At 41.6% G+C, this 14002-nt stretch carries 13 protein-coding genes; 1 reads left to right on the top strand and 12 read right to left on the bottom strand.

Translation table 11 applies throughout. The features are described 5' to 3' along the window. Positions 1-14: 14 nt before the first annotated feature. The 3 genes from ispF to LM917_RS21530 are packed head-to-tail and all read right to left on the bottom strand — an operon-like array spanning position 15 to position 2309. Positions 15-488, bottom strand: coding sequence for a 2-C-methyl-D-erythritol 2,4-cyclodiphosphate synthase (gene ispF / locus LM917_RS21540; protein ID WP_232699772.1), 474 nt, complete (start codon positions 486-488; stop codon positions 15-17). Continuing rightward, positions 485-1186, bottom strand: a complete 702-nt coding sequence (gene ispD / locus LM917_RS21535) for a 2-C-methyl-D-erythritol 4-phosphate cytidylyltransferase (protein ID WP_232699771.1) — start codon at positions 1184-1186, stop codon at positions 485-487. Before ispD ends, ispF begins: the two co-directional genes overlap by 4 nt. Before the next feature lie 31 nt (positions 1187-1217). Next, positions 1218-2309 carry a PIN/TRAM domain-containing protein gene (locus LM917_RS21530; protein WP_232699770.1) on the bottom strand — a complete coding sequence of 364 codons (1092 nt, stop codon included), beginning with the start codon at positions 2307-2309 and terminating at the stop codon, positions 1218-1220. Between the two features lie 314 nt (positions 2310-2623). Here LM917_RS21530 and LM917_RS21525 point away from each other — a divergent pair, with 314 nt between their 5' ends. Beyond that, positions 2624-3019 carry a nucleoside triphosphate pyrophosphohydrolase family protein gene (locus tag LM917_RS21525; protein ID WP_232699769.1) on the top strand — a complete coding sequence of 132 codons (396 nt, stop codon included), beginning with the start codon at positions 2624-2626 and terminating at the stop codon, positions 3017-3019. Positions 3020-3337: 318 nt separating this feature from the next. On the opposite strand, the gene pssA is transcribed toward LM917_RS21525, so the two are convergent. The 9 genes from pssA to LM917_RS21480 all read right to left on the bottom strand — a co-directional run bounded on the left by pssA (position 3338) and on the right by LM917_RS21480 (position 13596). Beyond that, positions 3338-4057: a CDP-diacylglycerol--serine O-phosphatidyltransferase gene (gene pssA / locus LM917_RS21520; protein ID WP_232699768.1), complete on the bottom strand. Its 720-nt coding sequence runs from the start codon at positions 4055-4057 to the stop codon at positions 3338-3340. A gap of 139 nt (positions 4058-4196) precedes the next feature. After that, positions 4197-5243, bottom strand: coding sequence for a DNA integrity scanning diadenylate cyclase DisA (disA, locus tag LM917_RS21515; protein WP_232699767.1), 1047 nt, complete (start codon positions 5241-5243; stop codon positions 4197-4199). A gap of 10 nt (positions 5244-5253) precedes the next feature. Beyond that, on the bottom strand, positions 5254-6618 hold the full coding sequence (gene radA, locus LM917_RS21510) for a DNA repair protein RadA (protein WP_232699766.1): 1365 nt from the start codon (positions 6616-6618) through the stop codon (positions 5254-5256). A gap of 224 nt (positions 6619-6842) precedes the next feature. Beyond that, positions 6843-9299, bottom strand: coding sequence for an ATP-dependent Clp protease ATP-binding subunit (locus tag LM917_RS21505; protein WP_232699765.1), 2457 nt, complete (start codon positions 9297-9299; stop codon positions 6843-6845). A gap of 40 nt (positions 9300-9339) precedes the next feature. Beyond that, positions 9340-10413 (bottom strand): protein-arginine kinase McsB, encoded by a 1074-nt coding sequence (gene mcsB / locus LM917_RS21500; protein ID WP_232699764.1) that lies wholly within the window; start codon positions 10411-10413, stop codon positions 9340-9342. Positions 10414-10436: 23 nt separating this feature from the next. After that, entirely contained in the window at positions 10437-10973 is a 537-nt protein-coding gene (gene mcsA, locus LM917_RS21495; protein ID WP_232699763.1) for a protein-arginine kinase activator protein McsA, read from the bottom strand. A 172-nt stretch (positions 10974-11145) separates the two neighbouring features. Continuing rightward, positions 11146-11610 (bottom strand): CtsR family transcriptional regulator, encoded by a 465-nt coding sequence (locus LM917_RS21490; RefSeq protein ID WP_232699762.1) that lies wholly within the window; start codon positions 11608-11610, stop codon positions 11146-11148. Positions 11611-11786: 176 nt separating this feature from the next. Next, positions 11787-12458, bottom strand: a complete 672-nt coding sequence (locus LM917_RS21485; RefSeq protein ID WP_232699761.1) for an HAD family hydrolase — start codon at positions 12456-12458, stop codon at positions 11787-11789. A 16-nt stretch (positions 12459-12474) separates the two neighbouring features. Beyond that, entirely contained in the window at positions 12475-13596 is a 1122-nt protein-coding gene (locus tag LM917_RS21480) for an MGDG synthase family glycosyltransferase (RefSeq protein ID WP_232699760.1), read from the bottom strand. Between the last annotated feature and the right edge of the window lie 406 nt (positions 13597-14002).

Here is a 14002-nt window from a genome sequence, read left to right as displayed (position 1 = left end):
TGATACTACTAGACTTATACATTGACAAGCAGACAGACAGCCTGTGAGGCAATGCCTTCTCCACGTCCTGTAAAGCCTAACTTCTCCGTTGTCGTTGCTTTAATATTCACCTGGCTTAAGTCAGCATCAAGCGCGTTACTAATCACTTCTCGCATCTGCGGAATATACGGTGCCATTTTTGGCGCTTGGGCAATAAGGGTGGCATCCAAATTCCCCAATCGATACCCCCGCTCTTTTACTAACTTCCAGACATGAAGCATTAATTCTAAACTATCTGCATCCTTAAAATTAGAATCCGTATCAGGAAAATGACGTCCGATATCTCCCTCTCCAATTGCTCCAAGGAGCGCATCAGTGATTGTATGCAAAAGTACATCGGCATCAGAGTGACCTAACAATCCCTTTTCGTACGGAATTGTTACCCCACCAATGATACACGGTCGTCCTTCTACAAGCTGATGTACATCGAACCCTTGTCCAATTCTCATCGCTTCCGTTTCCTTTCCTCCAACCGCCTCTTCATGATCTCTTCTCCCAACCACAAATCATCTGGCGTTGTTATCTTAATATTTTCATAGCTTCCATCCACGATTGATACAGCATGCCCCAGCATCTCAACAAGCATCGCATCATCTGTACCCGTCTTGTTGTGTTCCTGAGCATAGCGATGCGCATCTTTTACAAGTGAAAGCGGAAAAGCTTGTGGCGTTTGTACAGCCCACAAGCTCTCTCGTGCAGGCGTCGCTTTTACAATTCCGTCAGGACCCACAACCTTAATGGTATCCTTCACGGGAACTGCCATAACGACTGCCTGCTGATCCTTCACTTTTTCTATGATATTTGTTATCTGTTCATGTGTAATAAAAGGTCTAGCTGCATCGTGAATCAGCACATGTGTACAACTGTCTGACAAAGCATGTAGTCCGTTGCGGACGCTGTCTTGACGCTCTGCTCCTCCAATTTCCAAGATTATAGAGTGAGGCATGCGTTTACACCATTTTTCCATTTCTTGATAATCCTGTTCGTTAATAACCAGAACTATCTCCGCAATCCCCGGATGATTGGCAAACACTTCAACGGTGTGTTGAAAAATCGGCTTGTGTTGCAAAGATAACCAAACCTTGTTCTTACCTGCCCCCATGCGCTTGCCAGACCCGGCGGCTACGATCACCACGCTTGTTTCCACACATACCCTCTCCATCATCTAATCAATACATCTACAATGCCTTTTCTAGCATTTTCGGTTTAGCAAAAATCATTCGACCAGCAGACGTCTGCAATACACTGGTTACCAGAACATCTATGTCTAGACCAATAAAATCGCGACCGCCTTCAACTACGATCATGGTACCATCATCTAAATAGGCTACGCCCTGTCCGTATTCTTTTCCATCTTTAATCACTTGAACATGTAATTCTTCCCCTGGTAATACTACAGGTTTTACGGCATTTGCCAAGTCATTAATGTTTAAAACAGAAACTCCTTGTAACTCGCAAACCTTATTCAGGTTAAAGTCATTCGTAACTACTTTTCCGTTAAGAACCTTAGCCAGTTTAATTAGTTTACTATCCACTTCGGCAATATCCTCAAAATCGCCTTCATAGATTTGCACATTTACTTTCAACTCTTTTTGAATACTGTTCAAAATATCTAATCCTCTGCGTCCACGGTTACGTTTTAACACATCAGAAGAGTCCGCAATATGTTGAAGTTCTTCCAGAACAAAGCCCGGAATAACCAGTGCCCCTTCAATAAAACCAGTGCGACAAATATCAGCAATACGTCCATCGATAATAACACTCGTATCAAGGATCTTATGCTCTACATTAGCCCCAATGCCACCAGTTTCTTTTTTGGCCTTTTCTTTTCGACCAATGGAAAAGAGGGACATAATCTCATCCCTTTTGCGGAAACCAACCTGAAACCCCATATATCCTAGCAGACCAGATACAAACAGTGGTAGAAGATCATTCAGAACCGGAATCGGAATACTATTCATGGGAAGGTATAATAAAAATGCAACTATGAGTCCAATAATCAGCCCTAAAGCTCCGAACATGACATCCGTGATAGGCAGGTTAAGCAGTCTTTCTTCCGCCCAACGAAGTACATTTACCAGTGAATCAACCACAATATTAGACAAGAAGTAAAACAGAAAAGCTCCTATTGCAGCCCCGATGTAAGCAGACTGTGGAACCGATCCAAAATTGAGCAATTCGTGTAAAAAGGCAAAAAAGGCTGGTCCAAATTGATATCCAAGTCCACCACCCAAAATGACAATAAAGAATTTGCAAATACGCTTTAACATAGGGTCACCTCCTCTTATTAATATAGACAGAAGATCTGGCAATAAAACCTGATCCCCCGCAGATTAGCAGATTGAAATTATTCATGTTACTTATCCCTCACTATAACAAAATAATTTTTTAGGTGTCAAATTGGTCGGAAATTTTAACACAATTTGGTCCAAGCAGTCAATATGATAAATAGATGCTACCTTGAAATAATTCTAGAATGTAACGAATCTGTTTGACATGAAGAATAAGGTCTTCTTATAATAACCATAAACAGAGGATTGAATTTTCTGACTCAGCCTTCATCCCAGAATAGAGGTGAATTTCAATGTCAAAACATGCTCTTGATGAGTTTCAGACTCAAGTATCACAACTGCTGATTCGACATAGAAGCGTGCTTGATATTATGTCAAAAAATCAGGAAGCTACGGCACGTACCAACCGCGCACTAACCAAAGCAGTAACCGAATGTGGTTGTGTCGAAATCACTGCTCACAAGCAGACGTATGATCCGGCCAGCTCACTCCATGAGAATCAACCACATCTTGACACTCACTTTTCTGGACACCTATGTGAACCTTGTCGCGAAATTCTTACAGCAGAGCTAGGTAAAAATCTGTTTTATCTCGCAGCTTTATGTAATGTAACTGACATCTCTCTATCTCAAGTAGTAAAAGATGAAGCCGACCGTTTGCAAACCCTTGGTGTTTTTAACCTCTCGTAACTAAAATGACACGTGCCATATCTATTAGTACTACGTACAATAAGCAATGAAAGTTTCAGGTGATTGTGGTTCAAAGTAGTGACATTTATTTTTGAATTACTACTCCCCAACAGATAGTAACAAATACTATTTGCATAAAAAAAACCTCCAATCTCTCATTTACAGTGAGATCGGAGGTTTTTTACCTGTATAAGTAAAGTGTAAACTTCTGGGCTTCACTTTCTTATACGCAAGAAAAACATCTGCTAATGAAGAACCAGCTTCTTCAAAAAACTTCGATAGAAATTTTTCTTATCAGTCACTACAAGCCAAGCATGTTTACATGGTGTGGTGCTCTTCTTCTGGAACATCTTTCTTTTTTGATTTTCTTATATAATATTCAACGTTTTTTTTTATCCCATATAGTGCATAGAGAGCTAGTGGTACAAACACCAGCTTAGAGATCATACTTGGGAACAGTACAGCAATGATGATAGCGCCAACTACTATAATTGGAATAATCCAGTAAGCTGATTTCGGAATCCCTACTTTTTTGAAGTTCGGATACTTCACTTTTGATACCATTAGATAAGCCAGCATCAGCATACATAAACTAAGAACAATAGTCGGGAATACCTCATGGAACAAAGCTAATGTTGCTAGTACACCACCTGCTGCCGTAATAGGCAGACCGATGAAATAGCCGGGTACTCCAGCCTGAACATTAAATCGCGCTAGACGAAGCGCTCCACAGATCGGGAACATCCCTGTAATGAGGATCCCCAAGAAGCTCATTTCTTGTAATGCTACTACGTACATGATAAATGCAGGTGCAACTCCGAAAGATATAACATCTGATAATGAGTCCAATTCTTTACCAAATTCACTTTGTGCGTTCAGCATGCGAGCTACTCGCCCATCCAAACCATCTAGCAGCATTGCAACAATTACCGTAATCGCTGCAAGGTCAACCATGTCACTAAACGCCAAAACCATTGCAACTATGCCCAGAAACAGATTGCCAAGCGTCAGCAAGTTTGGCAATGCTTTTACAATCATAGTCTACCTCCGTATTATCATCCCACGCTGTTCTATTTCTACACATGGTTCAATTCCACTTATTAAGTAGAAAAAAGGGGATATTTATACTTTTATAACTTTTTGAAAAGTGTCGCATGATCCCTTAATACTAGTGGAACTAAATGTGCCTGTCAATGAACACTTGCTCCTGGATTCTTCTAAGTCCGTCCTTAACAGCACGCGCTCTAATCTCGCCAATCCCTTCTACATCATCCAGTTCCTCTATAGTTGCCAACATTATATGATGCAAATAACCAAAGTGAGAAACAAGGTTAGTAACCACACTGTTAGGCAATCGAGATATTTTACTTAAAATCCGGTATCCTCTAGTTAGTACCGCTTCATCGGACATTTTCTGTGTAATGCTAAAACCTAATAACCTGAGGAAAACGCCTGGTTCCAACAATTCTTCCGGTGTCAATTTGCTCATCTCTGTAAGAATACGTTTGGTTTCGACCTTCTCCTCCTTAGAGTAGTCAAGAATTAGCATCTCAGCCTCATGTTCTATGTTAGCTACCAGCTCTTCCAGCTGCATGCTGATGAGTCTTCCCTCAGTACCTAATTCAAGAATATATTTTTTCATCTCAATCTTAATACGAATAACCATCTCTAAGCGTTGCATAATTGTAACAATTTCTTGGATTGTCACCAGTTGCTCAAACTCAAGTGCGCTTAAATTGGTCAATGCTTGTTCCAACACTAGCTTATATCGTTCTAAGGTTTGAAGGGCTTGATTTGCTTTGGAAAAGATAACGGAAATATCCTTTAACACATATCGCTGTGATCCTCGAAAAAGGGTAATCAGATTCCGCCGCTGAGAGATGGCAATTACCAGATGATTAGTCTGTCTCGCTGTCCGGTCGGCTGTGCGATGCCTAGTTCCTGTCTCATTAGAAGGAACAGAGCCGCTTGGCAACAATTGAGCATTTGCGTACAAAATTCGTTTTGCATCTTCACTGACAATAATTGCCCCGTCCATTTTAGCCAGTTCATAAAGATGGGCAGGCGTGAAATCACAATTAATAAAAAATCCCCCATCTATGATGTTTTTCATTTGTGGACCGCAACCTACCACAAGTAAAGCTCCCGTTTTTGCACGCAACACATTTTCCAAGCCCTCCCGAAAAGGTGTGCCTGGGGCAATAAAGCGCAACTCTTCCAGCATACGAAATACATTACCCCCTTAACGCTTCATGCAATGCTTCCTCCACATTATTTACGCCAATGACTTTAATGGTAGTCGGTAATTCTAGACCTCTCAGGCTCCGCTCTGGTACGATCAATCGCTTGAAGCCCAGTTTTTCAGCTTCCTTGATACGTTGTTCCATACGAGATACTCCTCTTACTTCACCTGTAAGACCAATTTCACCAATTACGACGTCATATGGGTTCGTTGCCTGATCTCGAAAGCTGCTGGCAATACTAATGGCAATTGCCAAATCTACAGCTGGTTCATCCAGACGTACACCACCAGCAACATTCACATAGGCATCTTGATTTTGAAGCATGAGTCCTATGCGCTTCTCCAACACTGCCATTATCATCGCTACCCGCTGGTGATCCACTCCTGTCGCCATCCGGCGTGGTGTCACAAAGCTAGTGGGTGATACTAATGCCTGTAACTCAACCAAAACTGGTCTTGTTCCCTCCATACTGGCAACAACGGTAGAACCAGCAACCCCCATAGGTCTCTCCGCTAAGAATAGCTCCGATGGATTAGAAACTTCCTCAAGTCCTTTTTCCTTCATTTCAAAAATACCTATCTCATTGGTTGAACCAAATCGGTTTTTCACTGCCCGAAGAATTCGGAAGGTGTTATGTCGATCACCTTCGAAATAGAGTACTGCATCCACCATATGTTCCAACATGCGTGGACCAGCAATTGCCCCTTCCTTCGTAACATGTCCGACAATAAAAATAGCAATCCCTTTTGTTTTGGCTAGGCGCATGAGATGACCTGTACATTCCCTTACCTGAGCGACACTGCCAGCTGCTGAGGTAACATCGGGATGAAAGATGGTTTGAATGGAATCAATGATGACAACTTCAGGTGTCACAAAATCAATCTGCTCCTCTATCTGCAATAAATCGGTTTCCGTTACCACTAATAATTCAGGCGTTTGTGCACCTAAGCGATCCGCCCTCATTTTAATTTGTTTGACTGATTCTTCGCCTGAAATGTACAACACTTTATTTTTCTGATGAGCCAGAGCAAAGGAGGTCTGCAATAGTAGAGTAGATTTACCGATCCCCGGATCGCCACCAACCAAAACAAGCGAACCAAGTACCAATCCGCCCCCCAGTACTCGATTCAATTCTGCCATGGTTGTATTAAGACGGGGTTCTTCATCGCTAACTACTTCCGTAATAGGTTGCGCAGTCTGTTTAACTGGCATACCCCTTTCCCTGCCACTTGTTTGTTTAAAAGAGATTTCTTCCACCATCGTGTTCCAGTTATTGCACCCTGGGCATTTACCCATCCACTTTGGACTTTCATATCCGCAATCCTGACAAGCAAATTTGGTTTTTACTTTTGACATATAACATACTCCCGTATCTACAATTTATTCCTACACTCTGTTCGAGAAAGAAAGGTGTATATCCTGCTCTTTTTCTTGGCTGATGGTAATGGGGTTTCTTGAACTATTAAACATCTAAACCATAACTGTATCAGATTACATATATGCAATACTCTCCTAATCATGCAGAAAAAATAGATCCCCGAACGATTTCATTCGGGGATGTATTCTTATTTATCATGTTTTTACTTTGTAGCCTTTTCTCTCTTCTTAACAATCATCTTTTCATCTTCCACGTCAATATCTACGGTATCTCCTTTAGCAATCTCACCTTTTAGGAGTTCCTCCGACAAGCGGTCTTCGATATTACGCTGGATAGCGCGACGAAGTGGACGGGCACCGTACGCTGGGTCAAAACCTTCTTTAGCAAGAATTTTCTTCGCTTCTTCACTCAAGTTGAACGTAATTTCCTGTTCCATCAGACGCTTACGCAGATCTTCTGTCATGAGCGTTACGATTTGTTCGATGTGCTCTTGTTCTAGAGAGTGGAACACGATTACTTCGTCAATACGATTCAGGAATTCTGGACGGAAGCTCTTTTTCAGCTCATCCATTACTTTGTCCTTCATGTCCTGATATTTTTTCTCGGAATCATTAGCAGTAAATCCAAGAGTAGAATTCTTTTTAATCATGTTTGCCCCTACGTTAGAGGTCATGATTACTACCGTATTGCGGAAGTCAACAGTACGGCCTTTGGAATCAGTTAAGCGTCCATCATCCAATACTTGTAAAAGGATATTAAATACATCTGGATGGGCTTTCTCAATCTCATCTAGCAGGATAACAGAGTATGGTTTACGACGAACTTTCTCTGTTAACTGACCACCCTCATCAAATCCTACATATCCTGGAGGCGCACCAACCAAACGAGCTGTGGAGTGTTTCTCCATGTATTCAGACATGTCGACGCGAATCATCGCATCCTCGTCTCCAAACAGCGTTTCAGCTACGGCACGTGCCAGTTCTGTTTTACCTACCCCTGTTGGGCCAAGGAAAATGAATGAACCAATTGGACGTTTCGGATCTTTTAGCCCTGCACGTGCGCGTCGTACGGCACGAGCGACAGATTTAACTGCGTCATCCTGACCAATGACACGATTATGCAGAATGTCTTCCATTTTTAGAAGTCTTGCTGTTTCTTCTTCTTTTAATTTTACAACCGGAATACCTGTCCAGTTTTCTACAACATGAGCAATATCGTCCGGTGTTACTTCCATGTTCAATTTGCCTTGACGCTCTTTCCAATCTTTCTTGGTAGATTCCAGTTCTTCACGTAGCTTCTGCTCTTGATCACGAAGAGCAGCTGCTTCTTCGAACTCCTGGGATTGAACGGCAGCATCTTTCTCTTTACGTACCTCTTCTAGACGGGTTTCCATTTCCTTCAGATTAGGTGGTACAGTAAAAGATTGCAGGCGTACTTTAGATGCAGCTTCATCAATCAGGTCAATTGCCTTATCCGGCAAGAAGCGGTCTGTGATGTAACGGTCAGACAAGCGTACTGCCTGATCAATTGCTTCATCTGTAATTTTTACACGGTGGTGAGCTTCATAGCGATCACGTAGACCACTCAGGATCTTAATAGCATCCTCCACGTTTGGCTCGTCAACTCGAATTGGCTGGAAGCGACGTTCCAATGCTGCATCTTTTTCAATATATTTGCGATACTCATCCAATGTAGTGGCACCTACGCACTGTAATTCACCACGAGAAAGAGCTGGCTTCAAGATATTCGAAGCATCAATCGCTCCTTCTGCGCCACCGGCACCAATCAATGTATGCAATTCATCAATAAACAAGATGATATTACCCGCTTGGCGGATCTCATCCATGATTTTTTTCAAACGATCCTCGAACTCACCACGATATTTGGTACCAGCTACTACGGTACCCATATCAAGAGTCATAACCCGCTTATCGCGAAGGGTTTCTGGAATTTCGTTGTGAATGATTTTTTGGGCGAGACCTTCTGCAATCGCTGTCTTACCAACTCCCGGCTCACCAATAAGCACTGGATTGTTTTTCGTACGACGGCTTAGCACCTGCACAACACGCTCAATCTCTTTTTGACGACCGATCACAGGGTCTAGGCTGCCCTCTTTGGCAATCGCTGTCAGATCGCGTGCTAGACTGTCCAGTGTCGGTGTACTAGCAGATGGGTTGCCTCCTGAAGGCTGATGAGACGACATCATTTCAGAGCTACCTAACAGTTGTAGCACTTGTTGACGTGCCTTGTTCAAGCTGACACCCAAATTATTCATGATACGTGCAGCAATTCCTTCGCCTTCACGGATCAAACCAAGAAGAATATGTTCAGTACCTACGTAGGTATGACCTAGTTTACGAGCCTCATCCATGGATAGTTCAATTACTTTTTTAGCACGTGGGGTGTAATTAGGTGTGTAGTTACCCGGTTGGGACGGCTGTTCGGGGGCACGCCCAATCAGCGATTCTACTTCGCTCTGGATTTTATCCAGCCCTAGTCCCAATGCTTGCAAAGCCTTTGCGGCAATGCCCTCTCCTTCGCGCACAAGACCAAGAAGCACGTGTTCTGTTCCAATATCTTTATGTCCCAGACGAATTGCTTCCTCTAAGGCTAAAGCCAAAACTTTTTGAGCTCGCTCTGTAAAACGACCAAACATCATAATTCTAGCACCTCCGTTACTTTTTCTCTTTTTATTTGAACTAGCTTATTTCTGATGGTGATATTAAGCGCTCTCTGATGACACGAGCGCGTCGTTCGTCTCGTTGATCCACAGTCAGCTTCTGTCCTGCATCATATTGTAAAAACCCTGGTTGGGTACTAACCAGTAATTCATTTACGACAAATGGATTACAAGTAGGGAAATACCCTAAATCTATTCCAAGACGCACATCGGATAAGCGTTGTGCAGCCTCTTTTGATTCAATTGTTCTTGCATGAGTCAGAATCCCGTAAGATCGATAAATGCGATCTTCCAGTGAAATTTGATTATGCTCTCGCAGGTATTCACGTGCTTCCCGTTCTTGCACGATGATTTGGCTAGCTACACTATACAGGTTAGTAATAATATCTCCCTCAGACATACCCAGCGTTACCTGATTGGATAGCTGAAACAGGTTACCAACGGCTTCGCTTCCCTCACCATACAAGCCTCTTACGACAAGACCCACCTGTGTTGTTGCTTGTAAAATTCGGTTGATCTGTTGAGTCATGACCAAAGCGGGAAGATGCAGCATGATGGAAGATCTAATCCCTGTTCCTACATTTGTTGGACAACTTGTCAGATACCCTCGTTTTTCATCAAAAGCATAATTTAATTGTTTCTCAAACACGTCATCAATTTTACTTCCGATATCCCAAGCCTCTTTTAATTGAAAGCCTGGTAGAAATACCTGAATGCGCAAATGATCTTCTTCATTAATCAGTACACTGATCGCTTCATCTTCACTAAGGATGACCGCGCCTTTGCGCGATTCCTCTGCAAGGTTAGGACTGATCAAATGTTTTTCGACTAGAACTTTTTTCTCCAAAGGCTGCAGTTCTTCCATCCGCAAAAGTTCAAACTGACCTTTTTTCTTCATGGAAGCAGATTGATTCACCTCTTCCACTTTACGCACAACCTCTTCAGCCTGTGAGTCAGTCGCTAGTAATGGAAAAGGATGATGACGCAGGTTACGAGCTATACGCAACCGCGTACTGATTACAATATCTGAATCAGGTCCCTCCCCTTTCATCCAGTGGGTCCAGGGATGTTCAACAAAACGCTGTAGAGACATCTGCTTTTTCACCTCCACCATACTTACTTAGATTGTTCGATTTTTTGCTCCAGAGCGCGAATCCGGTCGCGAATCTCTGCTGCCTTCTCAAACTCTTCGGTGGCAATATGCTGTTGCAACGCCATTTTTAGTTGTTGCAGTTCTTTTTTCACCTTTATTTGACCACCTGTTCGTTCCGGTACCTTACCCATGTGATGGGTATTTCCATGGATACGTCTGAACAGTGGGTCCAGTTTTTCACCAAAGTGAGTATAACAATCACTACAGCCAAATCTGCCACTTTTACTAAATTGAGCATAGGTTAGTCCACATGTCTCACAGCGGGTAGCCGGTGAAAAAGTGGATTGTTGTAACTGGGGGTTATTTACCCCTTTGGTCATCGGATCAAAATTAAGTAATCCCGCCAATAAGTTATTAATACCGAAATTACCTAGACCTGAAATGAACTGCCCTTTATCTTTGGCACATTGCTCACAAAAATGGGTTTCAGTCTTTTCACCATTAATAATCTTAGTAACATGTAGAGTAGCAGGTCTTGTACCGCATTCTTCGCAATTCATAAAGAACCCTCCTATCCCGAAGGATTGTTTCACAGTTTTTAACTGTTTCAGAAAGTATAAACTGCGGAGCTTCTCATCCTGATATGCATGAAAAACATCCTCTAAGGAAGAACCAGCTTCTTCGAAAGGACTTCGATAGAAGTTTTTCTTACCGTTCACAAAGGCTCGACTTTTATCTTATTAAAATAGAAATAATCATATGCTTTAAGATATTGGCACGAAGTTGTTCTCGTAACGGGGTATCTACAAAAAGAACCTGTCTTGAGGTTGCAATTTTTATCAGAGTAGCTTCACGCTGAGTCAATAAGCTCTCCTCTAATAATCGTTCCACAATGGAATCAGCAGTTGGTTGCGTAATACTAGTACCAATCAGTTCTTCAGTCAAAACTTCCTGATAGGTATTCTTACACAGGATCTGTGCTTTACGAATCCGAATAAAGCCACCGCCGCCTCTTTTACTTTCTACAACGTACCCTTTTTCTATTGAAAAGCGGGTATTAATGACATAGTTGATCTGCGAGGGTACACATTGAAATTTATCGGCAAGTTCACTGCGCTGAATCTCGATAGCTCCATTCGCGCTTTCCTGGATTACTCGCTTCAAATGTTGTTCAATGATGTCCGATATATTACGCAAAGTGTCACCTCCTTGCCTAAAATATGGTGTGTGATAGTAAGATGTCACCCCATCATATTTGACTTTGACTATCTTTGACTTTAATTATAAGAAGTTTTTATGTGCATTTCAACCCTTTCTCCATACTCTTTTTATTTTGTTCAAAAATCCCCTTACTTAAACGAAAAAGCCACCTATTAGGTGACTTTTTCATATGCTATATGGTTAGTTATTTCAGCAAAACTTTTTATTTTTATATGTGCCCCGTCCAATTCTCCTGGATGTGCAAATCCAAAATCACAACCAATGGTTTTTAGACCATTCTTTTTACCAGCTTCAATGTCCGACTTTCGGTCACCTACCATTACACCGTCTTGGACATTGTAGGTTTTAATTAAATGTGCCACCAGATCCACCTTGGATTTGGTTTGGAAGCGACCTGCTGAATAAAGGTCAGTAAATAAGTGCGTGATAGAAAAGTAATCACAGATCCATTCTACATATCCCTCTTGTGCATTCGAAGCAACAAATAATGCATTCCCAGCCTCGTGCAAAGCAGTAATCTGCTCGATTACTCCAGGATATAAATGTACACACCCCTCTGAAACCAGGTGTTCTTCGTGTTTTGATAGCAATTGTGTCGCAATTTCATGGGTTTTCTCATCTGAACCTGGTATGAGTTTAGGCCAGATTTCTTCAGCGATCATTCCTAGTGTTTCCGTAATTTGTCGGTCCGTAGGTAGATCTCCCTCATATAAACCCATTTCTTTCAAATCCTTTAATGCACCACGAAAACTAGGAACAGCTAGTGTCTCTGATTGTAGTAAAGTTCCATCCATGTCAAAAATGACTGCGTGCTGAATACTCACTCCATCACCCCAAAATCTAGTTGGTATACTCATTTTCTGATTCCATAGCCTTCTTTATATATAGGGCTATTTCAAGAGCTGCATAAGGTTTTGCTATCCTTCCTGCATTCTCCTGCATTTGCTGAGCCATATGGTCATCAGATAACAGTTGCTCAATTGAGTATATCAAATCTTGGCTCTCTGTGGCGTGAATTGCACAACTATTATTCAACAAAAAGTGGCTGTTTCTCTCTTCTTGTCCTGGTAACGGATTAAAGATTATCATGGGTACCTGTTTACTCATTACCTCTGCTGTAGTCAAACCACCTGACTTACTCACAATTGCGTCGGAAACTTCCAAGTATTCATGGAAGTTGTCGATATATTTACGAGCTACAACCTCTTGGGAGTATGTATGACTATTTACGTTACGATATAATTTTTCATTTATGCCTGTTAAGACAAATATCTTGAGCGGTTGTTTTATCCCGTCAAGCCCTTCCAAAACTCTCTCCATGGGCCCTAGTCCCAATCCTCCACCTGATAAAAGAAGTACCTTTTGCTCCGGCTTTATTTGAAATTTTTCTAACAAAGCTTCCCTATCTAATTCTTGACGATACTTTTGCATGATAGGAATTCCAGTTGGAATAAATTTTTGATGATCTTGTTTATACAAATCAACCAAATAAAAAAGCTGATCGCTGGCAATAAAATAATTTGTGATATGATGATTAACCCAAGATGGATGAATCGTATAATCGGTTATTACCGTATAAATCGGTTCTTTCCAATTATTCCGCCCTTTTAATATTGATAACATGCAACTGGCAAAAGGGTGGGTAGCAATAAAACCATCGGGTTCAACACTGGCAATCAACTTCTTTAAATTATTAGCCAGCATCTTGTTGAATATCACATTCATATCAAACACTCTTGTTTTTTCTGTGTTGTGATAGATCTTACCCCAGACACTTGGTGATAGCTTTAATAAACTGGTGAAACCCTCCAATAAGATCTTGTGAAAGGTAGGACTTATATATTCTAGGGTGTCAATTATCATTGAGGCGTACCCCAGGTTGCTTAGCTCTTCCTGAATAGCACGCGCAGCTTGATTATGACCATTACCAATGGAGGCGGAAAAGATCAATATCCTTTTCATTTCTACTCTCCTTCGCTGTCTATTCCCAAGCACTTTACAAATATAACCAATTAGATGCATGTTGGCAAGGTATCTTCATTATTCTTTTATTATTTGCAAAGGAGTATCTTGGGAATGGTCTTCACCTATTATATCACTGCTATCTATGTATTCCATCTTATTCTACCCATTGCGTGATACTTGAAAACGATATACAGCATGTTTACTACAATCTGGTCCTCTCAATAAGACGAGTGAAAGACCTAGAAAGATTCATCTTTCAGGCAAGGTTTTCCTGCATATCGGGTTGAAATCTTGGGCGTCTAAGCTTTCCGATATAGTAAAAAAACTCTCCCTATATCGATCAAGGAGAGTTTTTGTATATGTTATTCCTTCAAAACTGGATAATGAATCAGCATATTGGCAA

Source organism: Brevibacillus daliensis (assembly GCF_021245735.1).
GTDB classification, from domain to species: domain Bacteria; phylum Bacillota; class Bacilli; order Brevibacillales; family Brevibacillaceae; genus Brevibacillus_B; species Brevibacillus_B daliensis.
The sequence above is the reverse complement of the archived record's forward strand: the minus strand, read 5'-3'. Positions and strand labels throughout refer to the sequence as shown.